14 protein-coding genes and 1 pseudogene are annotated in these 18569 nt (G+C 36.8%); 12 read left to right on the forward strand and 3 right to left on the reverse strand.

Annotation, left to right across the window (positions count from 1 at the left end):
- The first annotated feature begins 35 nt into the window (after nt 1–35).
- Nucleotides 36–770 carry a hypothetical protein gene (locus tag KNP96_RS11975; RefSeq protein ID WP_214770696.1) on the forward strand — a complete coding sequence of 245 codons (735 nt, stop codon included), beginning with the start codon at nt 36–38 and terminating at the stop codon, nt 768–770.
- Nucleotides 771–1309: 539 nt separating this feature from the next.
- Here the strand turns inward: KNP96_RS11975 and KNP96_RS11980 are convergent.
- A pseudogene (locus KNP96_RS11980) lies at nt 1310–2416 on the reverse strand (IS3 family transposase).
- A 222-nt stretch (nt 2417–2638) separates the two neighbouring features.
- Here KNP96_RS11980 and KNP96_RS11985 point away from each other — a divergent pair.
- Nucleotides 2639–3073: an NUDIX hydrolase gene (locus tag KNP96_RS11985; RefSeq protein ID WP_214770699.1), complete on the forward strand. Its 435-nt coding sequence runs from the start codon at nt 2639–2641 to the stop codon at nt 3071–3073.
- Between the two features lie 827 nt (nt 3074–3900).
- Here KNP96_RS11985 and KNP96_RS11990 read toward each other — a convergent pair.
- Complete coding sequence (locus KNP96_RS11990; RefSeq protein WP_214770701.1) at nt 3901–4032, reverse strand: IS3 family transposase; 132 nt, start codon at nt 4030–4032, stop codon at nt 3901–3903.
- A gap of 358 nt (nt 4033–4390) precedes the next feature.
- Between KNP96_RS11990 and KNP96_RS11995 the strand changes: the two genes are divergently transcribed.
- Nucleotides 4391–8575, forward strand: coding sequence for a DNRLRE domain-containing protein (locus KNP96_RS11995; protein WP_214770703.1), 4185 nt, complete (start codon nt 4391–4393; stop codon nt 8573–8575).
- Between the two features lie 3 nt (nt 8576–8578).
- Nucleotides 8579–9214: a hypothetical protein gene (locus tag KNP96_RS12000; protein WP_214770705.1), complete on the forward strand. Its 636-nt coding sequence runs from the start codon at nt 8579–8581 to the stop codon at nt 9212–9214.
- 183 nt (nt 9215–9397) lie between these two features.
- On the opposite strand, the gene KNP96_RS12005 is transcribed toward KNP96_RS12000, so the two are convergent.
- Entirely contained in the window at nt 9398–9565 is a 168-nt protein-coding gene (locus KNP96_RS12005) for a hypothetical protein (RefSeq protein WP_214770706.1), read from the reverse strand.
- Nucleotides 9566–9789: 224 nt separating this feature from the next.
- On the opposite strand from KNP96_RS12005, the gene KNP96_RS12010 reads away from it, so the two are divergent.
- The 8 genes from KNP96_RS12010 to KNP96_RS12045 all read left to right on the forward strand — a co-directional run bounded on the left by KNP96_RS12010 (nt 9790) and on the right by KNP96_RS12045 (nt 18479).
- The gene (locus KNP96_RS12010) at nt 9790–10932 is read left to right on the forward strand and encodes a GntP family permease (protein WP_214770709.1); all 1143 of its coding nucleotides are present in this window, start codon (nt 9790–9792) and stop codon (nt 10930–10932) included.
- Nucleotides 10933–11232: 300 nt separating this feature from the next.
- Nucleotides 11233–13299, forward strand: a complete 2067-nt coding sequence (locus KNP96_RS12015; RefSeq protein WP_214770712.1) for an Ig-like domain-containing protein — start codon at nt 11233–11235, stop codon at nt 13297–13299.
- 176 nt (nt 13300–13475) lie between these two features.
- Complete coding sequence (locus tag KNP96_RS12020) at nt 13476–13916, forward strand: hypothetical protein (RefSeq protein ID WP_214770715.1); 441 nt, start codon at nt 13476–13478, stop codon at nt 13914–13916.
- Between the two features lie 52 nt (nt 13917–13968).
- The gene (locus KNP96_RS12025; RefSeq protein ID WP_214770718.1) at nt 13969–14880 is read left to right on the forward strand and encodes a protein rep; all 912 of its coding nucleotides are present in this window, start codon (nt 13969–13971) and stop codon (nt 14878–14880) included.
- A gap of 703 nt (nt 14881–15583) precedes the next feature.
- Nucleotides 15584–16189 carry a hypothetical protein gene (locus tag KNP96_RS12030; RefSeq protein ID WP_214770721.1) on the forward strand — a complete coding sequence of 202 codons (606 nt, stop codon included), beginning with the start codon at nt 15584–15586 and terminating at the stop codon, nt 16187–16189.
- Nucleotides 16190–16203: 14 nt separating this feature from the next.
- Nucleotides 16204–16419: a hypothetical protein gene (locus tag KNP96_RS12035; RefSeq protein WP_214770724.1), complete on the forward strand. Its 216-nt coding sequence runs from the start codon at nt 16204–16206 to the stop codon at nt 16417–16419.
- Between the two features lie 432 nt (nt 16420–16851).
- Nucleotides 16852–17616, forward strand: a complete 765-nt coding sequence (locus tag KNP96_RS12040; RefSeq protein ID WP_214770726.1) for a hypothetical protein — start codon at nt 16852–16854, stop codon at nt 17614–17616.
- Between the two features lie 20 nt (nt 17617–17636).
- The gene (locus tag KNP96_RS12045; protein ID WP_214770728.1) at nt 17637–18479 is read left to right on the forward strand and encodes an HNH endonuclease; all 843 of its coding nucleotides are present in this window, start codon (nt 17637–17639) and stop codon (nt 18477–18479) included.
- Nucleotides 18480–18569: the final 90 nt, after the last annotated feature.

An 18569-nucleotide genomic window follows, 5' to 3' on the forward strand; every position in this document is an offset into this window, starting at 1 on the left:
ATTTTTAAAATTTGATTTTTAAGGAGATATAAATAGTGCGGAAATTGATTATATTCCATAAGAATACCTATAAACCAAAACCAATAAAAGAAAGATTTAAAACGAAAGAATTTGCTATTAGTGTCTCTTGGATAGTAGCCTTTCTTTTAAGTGTTATCTTTGTACCGCTATTGAATAAACAATTCTCATTAGCCATTCTCTGGCTCATTCCCGCATTGGTTGCTATAGGTATGTATCGCCACTTTAACTATTTAGAGAGGGAAACAGAATTCTTTGTAAATGATGATGACGGATATAAAAAATCATTAAAAGCATTTCTGCACAACATAAATATCATCAATATCGCTCAACTTGATGTACTTATTAAATCACTAGTAGAAGAAAGGGACAGTAATCGAAAGCAAATGGGTGTCGCTCTTCCATTTGTAGTTATCGGTGTGACATTGATTTCTATTATTTCGAACAAAGTTCAAATAACGAATAAAGAATTAATTCTTTATTTTGTTATCTATTTTTATGCAGTATTTGTACTTCATGCGATATTGAAAATGTGTGAACCCTTCTTTAATCTGTATGCAGACAATGTTTCAACGCTTATTAATTTTTTAAAGCAAATTCAGATAGAATGGCTAGATGATCGTCCAACAGATATCGCTATTAATGTAGTTCCAAACGAGGGGTATGAAAAAAAACCAAATGGAGAAAAATTACTAGTCAAGATTGAGAATGAAACTATGTTAAATCTTAATGAGACGAATCAATTAAGTTAACCTACCAATAAACGTATGTATGAGTAAGCGATAATCGTTGTTACCTTCATAAAAGTAGTATGTTTATCTCTAAAGATAAACATATCAGAGCGTAGACAAACCCTCATTTCAACGTTGAAATGAGGGTTTGTCTACGCTCTGATACCTGGACACTTTCAAATGAAAGTATCCAGGTCTTTTCACATTATCCATTTTTCATTTGATGCCTTTTGGAGCGTCCTACTGAATTCATGAAAAACATTAAGAATTTGCGACTTACTTGATCTATACGAGATGAGAGTCATGCTCTGAATGATGAAATCAGTTCCTCCATCGTCTTCTCGAAACTTCGGATGGGACGATAGCCGAGCTCATACATCTTCTCGTTCGAGTAGGTCGGGCGTTCGATAGACCTATTTGGAATGTGATAAGGCCTTCCGCTTGCCTCGATCAGTCGCATACGGAAAGATGTTTCGGGGACGTTCAAGTCAATCGCATTGAAGATGTCCCCATCCCGTCCCTTACTTAGTGTGAGGATGATCTGGATTGTCAACACTAAACTAGACAATCTTCTTAAGGAGTGATTGCTTGTAGCGAACAGGGCTACCATGTATGCGAAGGTGGTTGAACCAATTCACATAATCCTGGAACTCGCGTTCCAGCTCCGTCAAACTCGAGAATACTCGTTTTTTGACAAACTCTGTCTTGATGATTTTAAACGTAGCTTCCGCGACTGCGTTATCGTACGGACAATCCTTTTCGCTCAACGAGCGACGGATTCCGAACGTATGAAGGGCATCCTCAATCAGACGGTTGTTGAACTCTCGTCCTCGATCCGTGTGAAACATCCGGATACGACGCAAATCATGAGGAATGGAAGCGAAAGCACGATGGACCAGTTGCGCATCCTTTCGCTCGCCCACACTATGCCCGATGATTTCTCGGTTAAAGAGATAAACAAATACACATACATAATGCCATTTTTGACGGACCTTGATGTATGTCAGGTCACTGACGACAACGGATAGCTCTTCTCCTTGCTTGAACGCGCGATTCAATTCATTGGCTTCCATCGACTCGTTGCACGCTTCTTTTTTTAGGCTTGAATTGTACGAGCGTGTACGTAGAGACGAGCCCTTGTTCTTTCATGATGCGTCCGATTCGGCGACGAGAGACGTATTTCCTTTGTTTTTGGAGTTCGATCTTGATTTTACGCGTGCCGTAGTTCTCTCGGCTGCGTCGGAAAATTTCACGGATGGCTTCCGTCACATCGTCGACCGATGGTCGCTGTCTCGCTTCATAATAAAACGTACTTCTGGGTAATTGGAGGACGTTGCACATTGCTGATACCGAGTTTTTATGTCGATTATTCTTGATCACACTTACTTTCGTCCCATGATCAGCGTGGCTTGCTTTAAAATATCATTCTCCATCTCCAGTTGTTGGACATGCTTTTGAAGCACACGTAGCTCGCGCGCTTCATCTGACAAATTATCTTCTTCCTTAAAGGATCCGGTCGTCTTACTTTGGTTGATCCAGCGATTAAATGACGAAGGCGTCAAGTCATATTCCCGAATGATATCGGCGCGTGATTTCCCATTCAAATGGAGTTGAACCATCTGTTGTTTGAATGAATCGCTAAAAATTCTTCGTTCCCGTTTATTGATGAAGGTGATTCTCCTCTGCTGTTCATAATTTTCCTAAGTCTAATTGACCTTAAGGTTTATGTCCAACTAACTGTAGACCATCCATTTAGTCGATGCGAAGTGAAGAATAATAGATACACGATTCATTTTTAGTCTATATCCGCTTTACTTTTTTATCCTTTATATTAGCTTAGTAGTAAGATGATTGTTTCGCCAAGGCATAATAACTAAAGGAGAAATACTTTGAAACGTATAGATGTAGCTTCAGCCCTGATTCATGATGAGAATGGGAACATATTATTGGTAAAGAACGTCAAAGGCGACTCTTTTTACTGGAGTCCGCCAGGTGGAGCTGTGGAAAAAGACGAAACGCTCGAAGAGGCGGTCATTCGTGAAGTAAAAGAAGAGACGGGGTTTGAAAGTAAGGTCATCGGTATGCATTCCGTTAGAGAAGTCATTTTCTCGGAGAAAGGACATCATGCATTAATCATTACCTTCTTCGTTCAGATCATTGGTGGAAGCATCGATATCATGGATCCAGATCAAGAAATCACAGATGTAAGATGGGTGGATCACCAAACCGCGAAAGAACTTATGCCTTCATTGGTTGAAATGCTAAGACTGGATGCTGACATGAACAAGGCGCCTGCATTCTATGAATTCGAGGGAGTACGTTGAGTATTGTTAAACATTGATACGATTCTGAACAGATGACCAGTGAAGAAGTGACGTTATCATTTCGAATTACAGTCATTTTTTAAAGGATGCGTTGAAAACCAATTTGAATGCTTGATTAATTCCTTTGTTGATTTAGATAAGTTTACGCTTATTTGAATCAACGCAGTTCGTCGGACCGGTCAAGGACTATGCGAACAGTGATCTGTACAACTGGAGTGCTGTCTTACATATCGCCTATAAAAAAACACCGTCCTCTTCGCAGGAAACGCAATGGTAAAGCAAATAAAGTTTAAGAATATAGGAAGAAATAGAGATTTAATAAGTATAGAGACGTAATAATAAAGAACTCAATAGGACCAGTTTTGTCCGTAAAGCTAATCAAATTATAAATAAAGAATAAAATAGATGAAGAATATGACTTTTTTTAATTCGTATGGATCCTTTTTTGAGTCTAATATGTATACATTTCGACGTCGAAAATAAGATTATGCTAGTCTGAAAGTACAAGGATTATTTTGAATTCATCATTCAGCGTTAGAACACGCCCATTCTGTCTGTGCACAAGGCATAGGAGAAAAATGAAGTGATTTTTCTGGAGTGAAGCGAAAGCAAGAGCAAGAGGTAAACATTATGCACAAGATTTAAAAAAATCTAATTATAGGACGATCCATAAAGACGAAATCTTGTATATAGATAAAGAAATGAATTTTTATTATTTGTCTTTATAAAAAAGAAATGTAAACATTTCGATGTCGAAGTATGATCTGTTTCTCGTCAATTAGACAGGTCAAATAATTAAAACTAATTTAAGCGGCTTGTATCCTGAATTATATAGGACTCAAGCCGTTTATTCGCTTTTGTAAACGTTTATTGTAATAGAAGTGTATATAGGTTGCGATGTGTGATGTCAGCTCCTCGCAGGCATTAAACTCATGCAAGAAATACATCTCTGATTTCAAATTACCCCCTCAATAAGAAAAAAGATTGTTTGTTATATTTGTTTACCTATAGGGGGAGCACATCAGTGTATACAATCCTATTTATATTTAATATACCTTTTTTCAATCTATTAATTTATTGGATAATAAATATAAATGGATATAGAAGTGATGAAATAGTAGTACATAATTTCATTGAATCAATCGACGTTTATTTGTGTCATGACTTATTAAAGTAATTAAAAATATAAAAAAATTAAAAAGTGAGTCAATTTACCTAACATTATTGTAAGGTAACTACTTTTGATGGGTGTTTAGTTGTATAAATAAAATTCAGTATATTTTATAAAGATAATAAATTAATAAGGAGAAAAAGAACTTGAGAAAAATTTCATTTCAAAAATGGTCAAGGTCATTAATAGCAAGCTCATTACTCGTGAGCTCAATTCCTGTGCATTTGAAAAATGTACATGCAGAAGAGGATAAGCAGCAACTACCTAAGCAAGAGGCATTAGAAAGCTCTAAGAATTACAATCTCGATCTTGAAGAAAAGATTGGGGAGACAATGACGACTCCATTCATGGAAACGAAAAAAAAGGAAGAAGGAAATTACCAATTAACAGTTTACAATGACGAGAATTTCTTAGAGCGTAAAGGAACATGGGATGACGTCGATATGCATCTGATTGAAAAAGAAAAGTCGACGATTGAACCAAAGAACACGAAAATTGATGTGAAGTTCGATCGCATTATTTCTTCCAAGGACTCTTTCATGGAAATTAATGATCCGGGAAGCAAAAACGCTATTTCGTTTCAGTTCGAGGGAATTCAAACGAAAGATGGGTTGCAGAAGATAGAGAAGCGAGCGGCTGAAACGATAAATAACCGCATTATTTATAAGAATGTCTATCCTAACCTAGATGTTCGTCACATTGTTATGAATGAAGAGGTAAAGGAAGATATTATTCTAAATGAGCCAAATGAAGAAATAGAAAGATTTATTTATCAAATTGATACAGATCTTGATGCACGATTGGACGATGAAGGGAACATCATTTTTAAAGATTCAGCTGAAAATGGCATAGAGTTCACAATGCCGGCACCGGTGATGAGTGACAGCTCTTTCGATAGCCATTCTGGTCTATCCAAAGAAAGTCGAGATATCCGTTATGAGTTAACTAAAGAAAGTGATGGATATAGACTCGCTCTAATTCCTAATAAGACATGGTTAGAGGATAAGGGTCTTCAATATCCTGTGTATATCGATCCGACCATTACTAATGGGACTGCACAAGATGCTTTTGTGACGAGTGCCGATCCGAAAGGGAATTACCAAAAGTTTTGGAGCTCGGCTCAAGGTGAGTATGTCCTTCGTGTAGGAAAATATGATAGTCAAACCGGGACAAACTATGCCTTCATGAAAATGAAGGGATTGACCGACTTAAAAGGAGCAACTATTGCATCCGCGAATCTTAAGACATACGTGAAGTGGAGTTATCACCCTAGCACTAAAACAGGTCTATGGCTAGATAAAGTGAACTCCAGTTGGTCAGATTCTACGATAAACTGGGATAACAAGCCAACTTCAACCAATATTACCTCAACAACAGCTGCAAGGGAGCAGTGGGCTACATTTAACGTTAAGAAAACGATCCAGCAAATCGCAGATGGTTCTATAAATGACTACGGCTTTAAATTGCATGCGAATGGGAATGACCAAAATTACTGGAAACAGATCACAGCAAGTGAGTCTGCAAAAAAATCAAATATTGTTATTTCGTATAGTTACCCGCAGATGAAGGGACTCAAGGCAGAGCCTTATCCTACAGCAGCTGGTTCCTCCACAGGATACATCAATTTATCATGGGCAAAAGCGAACGAAGCAATAGGATATCGTTTACAGCTATTTAATGGAAAAGGATGGCGAACCATCTATAAAGGAACCTCTACCAGTTTCAGTACAAAGAACAAGAAGATTTGGCCTACAACTGTTCAGTTTAAAGAAAAGGACTCGTTGACCGGAGGAATCGCTTTCCGTGAAGGGGATGGTATGGAATTACCACTAGATCCTTCGCCAATGTACCGTACTAGTAGTGATTCTAATACGACTTCAAAAGCCTATCAGTTCCGAGTGGTAGCTGACTATGAATTAGGTTCTGGCGAAGTCTCTACTGTAGCGAAACCAGTACTCGACGGTATCATTCCTGAGAATCCTGAATCTCCTCAATTAGAAGATGTACAGTCTAACGACAATGATCCTAAAGGCTGGTTCGAACTGGAATGGGATGAGACTGAAGGGGCTACATCATACGATCTTATGATTTACAATGGAACTAAGTATGAACGTATTCCAGTAGGAAATGTGACGAATTGGTCGAGTAAGGGGAAGAGGTTATTTCCAACAGAGGAACAATTAAATTCTTCTAGCTCTGAAGGTACCTTCAGGCAAAAAGGTGATGGTCGAGATTTCCTAAGTGATCCACGCTCAATGTATAGTTCAACAGGAATTAAGCATGAAGAGACGACTAATTATTTTGTTAAATTGATTGCAAAATCTGATAAGGGTGAAAGCCTTCCTTCACCATCTCTAAAGATATGGTTCCCTACCAAGTCTCCTAGTATCAGCGGTCGTGGTTTTGCTTACAAAGACGAAATGAGCGAACGTGGATACTTGACAGCAGCTTGGAATAAGATAGAGGATGCGGCAGGCTATTTAATTTTAATTGATAATGGAGTTACAAAGCAGATTGTTCAACAAATTGCTTCGGATACTACTTATTGGAGCAGTCTTGACAGCGGACTATTTCCAAGTAGTCCGACAGAAAATAATTTCCAAGTGGAATACGATGGATTAGAATTTTTGCGTGATGCTGGAAAGCTGTACTCGCGTGTAGCAGCCAGTAGAAATGACGAATCTTCTTATCGTGTTTATGTACAGGCATATAGAAGCGAGGATTACACTCAAGAAGAACTTACACTATCAAGATACCTAGGTAAGAGTGATATCGAATCAGAAGAAAGTAGTACTTCACTTGATATGAACGATTACGAAAATGAACCAATAGAAATCGAAAGTAGCATCAAAAAGATGAACGCTCCGATTGTTGAGATCATTGATCGTGGTATTGATGAAGAACATGACTATCTCTCTAGCGACTTATCTGTATCATGGGCAGAAGTACCACGCGCTCTTAAATATCAGGTCATGCTTTATAATGGGCATGATTACACATACTTTGATGTTCCAGGTGATATAACTAGTTGGACAACGATGGGGAAAAAGATTTATCCTACGACAGAACAGATGGCTAATGGAGAATTCTCATTTAGAACAAGAGAAGATGGTGTAGAACTACCCTCATCTCCCGAGACACTCTATAATAAAGTTCAGAAACACTTCAATGAAGCATTGGTAAATAAAGACACAGGCTATCAAATCAAAATAACTGCTATATTACAAGATGGTTCTAGTGTTCCTTCAGACGAAACTAAGCTATCCATTCCTTTAGAAGAACCTCAAGTATGGATAGAGAATGACTTAATTGATGAGAATGGTAATAGAGAAATTGAGCTCGGCTGGCATAAAGCTCAAAATACGACTTCTGAACTGTTAATTTTTAACGGCCGAAGCTATGAAACATACAACATGTCAGAGGAGACGACATGGAATTCAAATCAAGCACAAATTTACTCTGAAGTAGGTGGGAAATCCAGTCTTGTAGATGTCTCTGCAGGCTCTGCACTCCCAGAAAGTCTAGATAAAATTTATCTAGCTAATGGAGTGTTGAAAACGGAAATCGATGCACTTCCAGCTTATCGCTTTATTGTGAGAACGAAAGATTCGATTGGTAGAGCTAGTGAGACAGAAGTCGAAATTAATCGACCTTGGGTTGAAGATGTGTCTGAAGCGGTAGATGATTTTGGTTCAGGTACAATTGAGGATGATTTTAGTGTAAATACAGTCGATGGTGAACTAATACTTGGGAATAAGCTCGAGCTCGAGCAATTCAGTGGACAAAGAGCTGGTGCTGCAAAAGCGCTTGTAAGAGCGATAACTACGTTGCTCAAGAAAGAAAAGAAAGTCAAATTATCTAAAAAAAGAACAGGTAAAAGAAGTTTGACAGCGAGTATCAAGTTTGATAAGAAAAATGCTGGTGGTAAGGTTGCTAAATCAGAAGCTATAAGATATATGTCAAACAAAAATCTCCAATTAGGTAAGAAATCACTTGATCAACCAGTTGTACTTACGCCAGAAAGATTTGAACATATTATTAGACGTCACCATACAGGAGTATGGGATGGTAGCTTCGGAAAATACAGTCAAACCTTCTTTCCAAACGGAACTTCGTATAGTCAGATAACGGATCTTATTTCTAAATCCGTTAAACATCCTAACGTTAAAAGTAAACTTATGAGTCAAAGAAAAAAATTAAGAGTTGGAGGACGCATAGTTGGAGATGTAGAAATCAATGGAGCATACTACAGAATTGGGTTTACAAAACATTTTGATGGAAAAATGCATATCGATCAATTTTATCCGAAGCACCAATTATGGAGGTTTTAATACGTGAGAAATAAAATAATGAAGATTGATCAAATTGAATTGAAATTCAAAGATACAAAAGGACATATAAAATCAATTGATGAGTTTTCGGAAATGTTCGCACATGGATTTTATTTTGTAGAGCATCCAAAAGAAATGGATGGAACGAGAGTTATTATGTACGTTACATCTAATTTTGAGAATCGAACATTTAGTTTTAATTTTAATAGAAAAGATATAGAATGGGGACATTATTGGATTGATAAGCTAGTTCAAAAATGGACTATCATATGGGAATGGTACAATCAAGCAGATATCGATTCATGCAAAAAATTTGATACGGTTTCTTCCACTATAGAAATAATCAAAAAAAGATTTGGTGAACAAAGTGAAGAGTATCGTGAGCAGCTAGCATTACCCTTCGAAGTGATTAAAAAAAGTTCAAATGTTGAAGAAACAAGTGAGTCGAAAATGAACTACAACAACATGGAATGGATATTGGAATATGACGAAAAAAATTCGTTTGAACGGATTAGAAGTGAAAAAATCTACTTTGATAACGATTTGAAGGTATGGATTGATTTGGAATATTCTTTATCCGCTATTCGAGAAATAATTCGTAAAGTAGACGTGTATACAAGAACTTATGTAGAAGATTAAACTGGTGTTTATTTTGAATTTGAATTAAAAAAGTAACCATATTGTATTGTTTAAACCCCTAAGAAATGATTCAGGTATCACTGAAAACCTCCGCGCTCTTCAAGCATGATCAAGAGAAAAGACGATTGATGTACGACTTAGTCGGGTCAATCGTCTTTTTGCTTGCATTTAGTCTGTTTTTTCTTAGGTAAGACTGATAACTCGTTTCGAGTTGACCTCGATGATTGCCATCACGCTCTGTAACGTCATGCCTTTCAGGTCTGGATTTGTGTTTCTAGCAGCCAGACCATACGTGTTCTTCAGTTGACGATTCGATGGCATATCGTTTACTGTAATACGCCTTGTACTCATCAGTCTGTTCATACTCTATACTCAAGTTGTTCGCTCTCTTCAATGATACGCCATACTTTTTCGATTTTACGCCGTCCTTATAACAGCCCTTACGCAATGAGCGAAGTCTCCACAGTGCGATATCGAAATAGTACGTTTCTTGCTGACTTGCACCTACGCTCTTTTTCTCTGTCCGAGACTTTATGATAGAGATGTGCCCGGCAGGAAATACATAGGGTTCGGCATTGAAGCTCTCCGACCGATTCGGGGTAGCGGAGACTCTTGCTTATGCGTTATTAAAAGCAGTGGGGAAAAAGAAAGAGGAGTGGACGATAGCGATCGCTAATTATGTCGTATCAATTCCTATTTTTGTTGATTCAGCATTTGTCATCTTAAATCCATTAGTTAAAGCCTTATCAAAACGTACAGGTAAATCGGTCGTATCACTAGGTGTTGCGTTAGCAGTAGGTCTTGTCATCACACATTCGCTTGTTCCTCCGACGCCTGGTCCATTAGGTGTAGCGGGAATCTTTGGTGTAGATATCGGATTAATGATTGCACTAGGTCTTGGATTTGCTGTTCCAATTATGATTGCAGGCGTTTTATATGCCAAATGGATCGGAAAGAAAACTTATCAAGTACCGAACGAAGAAGATGACGGATTTATTCGTCCCACGCAACAAGCGGCTTATCAAGAATTTGTAGAGCTAGCAACTACAAGAGAAAAAGAGCTTCCTTCTTTGGGTCGTTCGCTCTTACCGATCGTTTTACCGATTATTTTGATCTTTTTAAATACGACGTTAACCGCTCTTGAGTTAGATAATGGCATGTATGGTATTTTGATTTTCTTGGGTAAACCGATTATCGCGGTGAGTATCGGCTTGCTGGCCGCGATTTACGCGTTAGCAGGAAGTTTAAGTCGTGCTGAGTCCTTAGATCGTATGGAAGAGGGGATTCAAACAGCAGGTATTATCTTATTAGTAACTGGAGCGGGTGGAGCGCTTGGGAATGTACTACGCGAAAGTGGTGCTGGAAACTACATCGCAGAACAAATTGCGGATCTACCACTTCCAGCGATCTTAATTCCATTTTTTGTGGCGACAATTGTTCGTTTAGTTCAAGGCAGCGGAACAGTCGCCATGATTACGGCCGCCTCAATTTCTGCACCGATTCTTTCGCAGATGGATGTGAATATGGCTTTAGCTGCACAAGCAGCAGCTATGGGGTCAATGATTTTTTCTTACTTCAATGACAGTTTGTTCTGGGTAGTAAATCGGATGCTCGGAATCAAAGATGTCAAAGAACAAATTATGGTGTGGTCTGTCCCTACAACCATTTGTTGGGGTGTCGGCTTAGTATCCTTACTCGTGGCTAATTTATTTTTATAAAAATTGTGATTTAAAAGGTAAAGATTCAATCTTATTTCAATTGAATCTCTCCCTTTTATTTTATCGAAAAATAAAGTTGAAAAGAGAATCATAACTTATTAGAAAACAGGTCAATTTATTGTACTCGCAATTGAATTCATTCAATCCGTCAACATTTTTAAGATATAGTATATATAGCATCTGATGTTCTGAAATACAGGATTAGCCACATCTTTTAAAAAGAGATATTAAATGAGATAGTTAGTCTTTTTTACAGGTCAGGGATGCATATATTAAAAAATAGTTTGGAGTAAAGTAAACATGAAAAAAGTATTCTTTCTATGTACCTTGTTTTTAGCTACACTGTTTTATCATCAAGAAATCAAAGCTAATGAGGCTTTTAATGGAACACAAGTAAGTGGCGTTATAAATTCCGATGTAACATGGAATGAAGCAGGTTCACCTTATATTCTAGAAGAAAATGTTCAGGTTGTTGGAAATCTCGTTGTAGAACCTGGAACTGTGATTTTAGGGAATTCACATTCTCTAACTGTTTTTGGAAAGATGAGTGCGGACGGAGAACATAATAAAAAGATAAACATTATGAATTTAATAATAAATACAGGAAGTAATAGATCTCAATCTGGGATAATTAAAATTTCAAATAGTAACTTAATCAATTGCGAATTGGCTAGCTATTCAAATGGTTATCTTCAGCTCAGCGATTCATGGATCGACAACAACACGTCCAATTATTATAATCGAAAGCATTACATTGGATATTCCAGTCTGGAGAAAAATACATTTACTAATTCTCTAGCCCTTGTGATTGGAGCCGATAATGCATTTGTAAATAACTTATTCTATAACATTAATGGTATTGAAATTAACGGATATTCGCATAATCATTTTTTAAATAATAGCTTCTATATGAAATCGTTGAAGAACTCAATTTCATTAAGTTACCCTTATTCAAGTATTGAAAGTATGACAAATAATTATTGGGGAACAACTGAAGAAAATGTAATTAATGATATGTTATTTGATAAAAATGATAATTTACAATTCGATAGCGTGATTGATTATATTCCATATTTGAGTGAGGATCATGAAGATACTCCTAAAATTCCGCATTCGGTAATAGAACCAACTATAGTTACATATGATCAAAAAAACATACATATTAAAGGTAAATCAGAACCAGATGCTGTTATCAATTACGAGTATAGTCATAAATTAGATTCGGAAATAGTGGCGAGTGGTGGTGGAAGTGTTTTCTCTAATTCTGAAGGGGAATTTAATATCAACTTGAATGAAAGTGGAGATTATGAATTTAAGATTTTTGCATATAAAAACGGTGTCCGTAGCCAAATTGTTACTATTATGCCTAAAGACACTACTCCACCTAGATCTCCTATTATTGATAAGGTCGATAGCAAGTCAGAAAAGGTCACTGGTACAGCAGAAAGTGATTCTATCATTTCTATTAAATCAGGTGCACAAATTATAGGTGAAGGAAAAACAGATTTACATGGGGCTTTTTCGATAAAAATTGCTAAACAAAAAGATGGCACAAGGTTATCGACGACGTCAATGGATGCATCTCAAAATATCAGTGAAGCTGTAGAAACCGTAGTAGAAGATGCGACACCTCCAATACTATTTAAAATTGATGAAATAACAGATCATACTACAGTGGTAGGCGGATTGACAGAGCCAGATGCAACGGTAAGAATTTATTCGCGGTATATGAATTCTATGGGAAGTAAAGCAGATAAAGAAGGTCGTTTTAAAGTCAAAATAACAAAACAACGATCAGGTGAAGAAGTATCTGTATATGCGTTTGATGAAACAGGTAACATGAGTCTACCTTATAAAACAAAAGTATTAGATCGAACAGCACCAGGCACTCCAAGTTCAAATCATGTATCTGACAAATCTTTGAGCATTTACGGTAATGCAGAAGTGAATTCAAAAATTTATGTTAAATATCGTACTAAATTCATTGGATCATCGATTGCTAAAAAGGGAAATTACAGTATCAAAATTCCTAAACAAAAAGCGGGAGTAAAGCTATCACTGTATGCTGTTGATACTTCAGGAAATCAAAGCCGTATTAAGCAAATTAGTGTTTTGGATCGTACGGCACCTTTATCGCCTTCTGTAAATAAAGTATCGACTAAAAGTACGACAGTAAGCGGTCGTGCTGAAAACGACTCTAGCATTTTGATTTATGTTAAATCAAAACTTGTGGCCAAAGGAGCTGTAAGTTCAAAGGGGAATTTCAAAGTGAAAATAAAGAAACAAAAAAAGGGGACTGTGCTCACCGTTTACGTTCAAGATAATTCGTTGAATAAAAGTAAAGCGAAAACAGTAAAGGTTAGTTGAATTTAGGCAAAAGTAGATGAAACATGTAGAAGTAAAATTTAAAAAGAGGGTAAAGTTCTGTTATTTAATAGAGCTTTACCTTCTTTTTTGGCATCATTTATATAATTTTGTATATTTAATTAAAAATTGTGTATAATTTTAACTGTAATTTACTTTTAATTAAAGGAGCTTATATGATGATTAAATTAGATGCTACAAAACTAGACTCGTTTTCAACGGATGACTGGTACTTAAATGAAGATTCGCTTTTTTTAAAAGATGTAACGAGTAGTGCTTCGAATCTTGCTATTGGTGTGTTAGATATTGCAGTAAGTGCTCCAACAGAAGCGCAAGAAAAAGCGAATATTGTGGCATTAGTTAAGGTTAGAACAGTTGTAGGTAGTTTCTCATCTACCGTCTTCCGTAAACCCAAAAATGACAATTATTTATATCTTCAGCAGTTACAGCATCAATATGAAGATCCTCAAACAAAAGAAAAGAAATATAAGAACTTGTTTTCTTTAGATTCTAAAGTAGTGGCACAAATTTTGCGTTATGTTACATCACTTTGTACTATTTCGTCTAATGAATCAGCAGCAGCTACGTCGTTAACTGAAGATTACTTGGATTTAACTTAAGAATCCATTCTTTTAGTTAAGGTCTTACTGTTTTTGAAGGAGATTTGTTGAGATGAAAGCATTAAATAGTATTGGTGAAGTAAAGTCTAAAAGTAAGGATATAAAATTTTTAATTGAAGCCTACAACAAAATTGGTAAGGCTAACTCAGCTATGACTGTTAAACAGTGTAGTAATGTAATTTTGTCGAAACAATGTCAAAGTCATGCTGATCATCAGTCTGTACAAATTCAATACTGTAAAAATCGCTTTTGTCCAATTTGCACAGTGCATCGCTCGTATATGCTAGGAGCACAATTAAAAGGTGTTATTGAAGATATTGCTGAGAATTCTAAGGGCCATTGGCTATTTTTAACGCTTACTGTTAAGAATGTATTTGCTGAAGAACTGAGTGCTACGATAGGGCATATGATGAAAAGTTGGCAACGTTTATCTCAGCGGAAACAGGTTCGATCAGTTTTACAAGGCTGGTTTCGCGGACTTGAAGTAACCTTTAACGAAAAAGATCAAACATTTCATCCGCATTTCCACGTTTTAGTATATGTGAAGCAGTCCTACTTTACTGGTAAGTATTATTTGAAGCAAAAAGTATGGATGGAGTTATGGCGTGAAAGTTTACAAGTAGATTATGATCCTGTTGTCGATGTACGTCGGGTTAAATCACGTACGCAGGATGAGAAAGATTTAGTTGGTGCAGTTGTAGAAGTTACTAAATATCCGATGAAATTCGAGTCTGTTGAAGCAGTGATTCAAAATGATTACTTTGAATCGTTTGAACAAGCCATGTTTAAACGACGTACGATTGCTTTTGGTGGAATATTGAAATCTACGTTGAAGTTATTGAAAGTCGAGCAAGAAGAAGAACTTCATGTTCATGATGCTGAATGCAAAACGTGTGGCGGTGAGATGACTCAAAACTTTATTTTGTGGTCAGATATTCAGCAAATGTATCAGAGCTATTCATAACGTATCAAGGAAAGTTTAAACCTGTCTCGTTTTACGCGGCCGGTTTTTTTGTTTCATTTTTTATTTTTTTAACAGATAAAGAGCGGGGGGCTCCGCCCTCCTTTTAATGATTTATTTCAAAGAGCGCAGGGAAGTGGCGACTCCGTCGCCAGAAAGGGTAGCTCCGCTACCGATTCAAAAGGAGGATTTATTATGGATGTGCTAGAAGGGAAGTTTAAACCGGTCTCGTTTCACGCGGCCGGTTTTTTTTGTTTCATTTTTGACTTTTCAACAGATAAAGGGCGGGGGCCTCCGGCCAGTTTTTGTGAATTTTTATTGTTTGTTTAAACGTGTTTCCGTTTTAGAGGTGGCTCCGCCACAAAGTCTTTTAAATTAATACACTTTCAAGCAGTCGTTCCTTCGCCGCTGCTTTTTTTTGTGTTTAAAGAAAAAGAACAAAGGCGGGGGGCTCCGCCCTCCCTTTAATGATTTATTTCAAAAGAACGCGACCCTCTCCGAGTGTCGCCGATCCACAAGATGAGAGAAAACGTGCGACTCCGTCGCACTAGTGGGCCTTCAGCCCCCTTTCATTGAAAACCACTTTAGAAAAGCAGCCGCGACTTCGTCGCCGCTTTTTAAAAGATTTAATTCAAGAGCGCAGGGAAGGGGCGACAAAGTCGCCCGAGAGGGAGCTCCGCTCCCCATTCAAAAGGAGGAATTCATTGTGAATTTATTAAACTGTAATCATTTATCGAATCAAATTGCTTATTTTAAAGAACACTCTTCATCGTTTGTTTTCATCACGCGTCGCAACTATTCTCTTGCTCCAGAACTTTCTATTCATCATCGCACTTATCACTCATTCATTGATAAGTCTTGGCCAGGTCTTCGCAAATCTTATTCAGAGAATAGTGATATCATGCCTGACATCATTAAAACACTTAAGCCATCGTTTCTCGATATGACTGACGAGTCGTTTTACTATTTATATCGTCAAACTTTAAACGGAGACTTATCACTTTTTAACTATATTTCAGCTGATGTGTTTCAAGAAATTAGTGCTCGTTACTCTCGTATCATGCAGGGCAACGATTTCGAAGACTCATTCATTTCTGCTGAATCATTTCTTCGTTCTTCTCACTCATCATACTCATTCATCGATCAGTATGCGTATATTGTCATTTCTGATTATCACTTACTTCTCGAAAATCCAGCCGCTAATGCTAACGCTATTCATTTCATTCAAGGCTTACTTCATTACGCGTCATCTCGTCGTGTTCAAGTACTAACGCTTGTTAATCAACGTTTTGTTCCTATCCAATCATTTTAAAGGAGTGTTTATTCATGAAACTTAAATTAACTCGTCATGCTGTGATCCGCTTTAAGGAGCGGATCCTTTTTGATGCTGATTATGATTTTATTTATCGTTTTGTTTCTTCTGAGTTATCTGTTGCTACTCACCTTTACTCTTGTAACGGTAAGGACTACTTTCACTCTTCAGGTATCACATTTGTATTAGCTAAAGGATGTTTAGTGACTTTGTATTTAGCGTCTCTGTAATTTTGTACTATTGATTGTTCTGTAAACCTTTATATATCAACGTTTAATCGCTATATCTGGAATCAGAATAAGGCCTTATTTATAAATAATGGTTATAGAAAAATAGATAAAGCTACAAAAAGGTATTAAATGTATAATTAATACATTAAGGTGTGGAAAACTAATTAATTGATAACTGAACAGTTTTCAATTCTACAGAAGAAGTATAAGGAATAATGCGATATATTTCGACATCGAATGTATACAAAAGATTTTCTTCATAAAAATAGTTGGGGTGAGAGACAACATAAGTTTAAATTGAAAAAGTGAAGGTATAGTCAAAAAAAGAAATGGGTGGAATAATTATCCATACAAAGTGAGGAATACTAGTTATACTAAATGTATGTCGAAAATCAACCTAAATAAACTCATTATTACATTGGAGTGAAATAGATGGCATCTGTAACGAACCGCATTCAAGCTATTAAAAAGCTTGATTATGCTAAACAACCACGAGGCGGATACATTAATCCAAAATTACTTCGTGAAGAGAACTTTGAAGACGGAGTTGTATTGTCATCAGAGAATATTCACGCTTCTCTTATGGGAATTGTCGTGGATTATTTGACTCGGTTTTGCCAAGGATCGTCTCGGGCTTTTAGTTCTCCGATGAGTGGAGCCATCATGATGAAAGAGCTTGAGTATGGATCAGAATTATTATCAGAAGTAAAAGGTTTAGATGATAATTCAATTTTTAACGCTTGCAGATTATGTGGATATGAAAGTGTTACACGTGCCGGAAAGAAGGCATACGTACCAGTCATAACGATTAATCCAACAGATGAAACGATCTATAATATCAAAACAATGGTGACAAGAAGCCTACATTTTTTTGAAAAGTATGGTCCTGTCTTAAAGGAAGATATTATCTTTGAAGGTCGTTATACAAAAATTATTACAACGGGGGATGCGGATTTTTTAACACAAAACGCATTATGGGATATGAAAGTTTCCAAGAACAAGCCTACAGCAGATCATACTTTACAATTGCTTATCTATTATTTAATGGGAAAGCGATCAAAACTTCAAACTAGTTTTGATCAAATATCGAAGATTGGTGTGTTCAATCCTCGATTAAATACTGCTTATTCATTAGACGTAGATTCAATCGATCCTATTATTATTGAATCCGTATCTAAAAATGTAATTGGTTACTAAATAAAAAGGGGTGAGGCTTCATGTGGTCAATCAAGTTTGTACCGGGTGAATATTATAAGCGGTCTGAAGTTCATGATCAATTTGGAGGAAATCGACAGCGTGGGATTAGTGCTTCTGCGAAAGAACCTGTCATATTTATTTTTTCCGGAGCAAGTGGTGCTCAATATGGTTATTCTGACGATTGGAATGAAGAGAAAACCTTATTTATGTACACAGGTGAAGGACAAATTGGCGATCAAGTCTTTTCGATGGGGAATAAAGCACTGCGAGATCACGTGAATAATTCAAAGGATGTTCTATTGTTTCATCATTCAAAGGATGGTTTGTATAGGTTCGATGATCAGTTAACTTTGATTGGATACGAAACAAAACAATCTTTGGATCGAGAAGGAAGTATGCGTGAAGTTATACAATTTGTATTTGAATCTTCATCATACCTCACGCGCTCTGTTGAAGAAGAACTTGAGGGTGACGAGTTAACTTATGATCGATCGTTAGATGAACTTAAGGAATTAGCTCTTCAAGATACGTCCAATAGTCATGATTCCGTTCAAATGAAACGAGTGAAGGTACGAAAACGATCAGAGGCGATCAAGCTATATGCTCGAGCCCGTGCAAATGGAACGTGCGAAGCCTGTGAACAACCAGAACCTTTTGAGGCAAAATCAGGTTCGTCTTTAGAAGTGCATCATATGTATCGATTATCGGATGGTGGACCTGATCATCCAGAGCATGTTGCTGCAGTCTGTCCGAATTGTCATGCTCGAATTCATCGAGGTGTTGATGGGGTAGAGTACAATGAAGCGTTAATTGAAAAAGTTTTAGATAAAGAAGATCCGTTCCGAATGAAATATATATATTAATCATTTTAGAGACGCATCGATTTTGAATTGAACAAATAGACTAGGCGAATAAACATGAAAAATAGTAACTGCACTAAATGACAAAAGTAA

Origin of the sequence: Exiguobacterium sp. s133 (assembly GCF_018618595.1) — a bacterium.
Taxonomy (GTDB): Bacteria; Bacillota; Bacilli; order Exiguobacteriales; family Exiguobacteriaceae; genus Exiguobacterium_A; species Exiguobacterium_A oxidotolerans.

What these genes read in the sequence shown, in the direction of transcription:
- KNP96_RS12045 (WP_214770728.1), top strand. Translation starts at nt 17,637, where the DNA reads ATGTGGTCAATCAAGTTTGTACCGGGTGAATATTATAAGCGGTCTGAA.
- KNP96_RS12040 (WP_214770726.1), top strand. Translation starts at nt 16,852, where the DNA reads ATGGCATCTGTAACGAACCGCATTCAAGCTATTAAAAAGCTTGATTAT.
- KNP96_RS12035 (WP_214770724.1), top strand. Translation starts at nt 16,204, where the DNA reads ATGAAACTTAAATTAACTCGTCATGCTGTGATCCGCTTTAAGGAGCGG.
- KNP96_RS12020 (WP_214770715.1), top strand. Translation starts at nt 13,476, where the DNA reads ATGATTAAATTAGATGCTACAAAACTAGACTCGTTTTCAACGGATGAC.
- KNP96_RS12015 (WP_214770712.1), top strand. Translation starts at nt 11,233, where the DNA reads ATGAAAAAAGTATTCTTTCTATGTACCTTGTTTTTAGCTACACTGTTT.
- KNP96_RS12025 (WP_214770718.1), top strand. Translation starts at nt 13,969, where the DNA reads ATGAAAGCATTAAATAGTATTGGTGAAGTAAAGTCTAAAAGTAAGGAT.
- KNP96_RS12005 (WP_214770706.1), bottom strand. Translation starts at nt 9,565, where the DNA reads ATGAGTACAAGGCGTATTACAGTAAACGATATGCCATCGAATCGTCAA.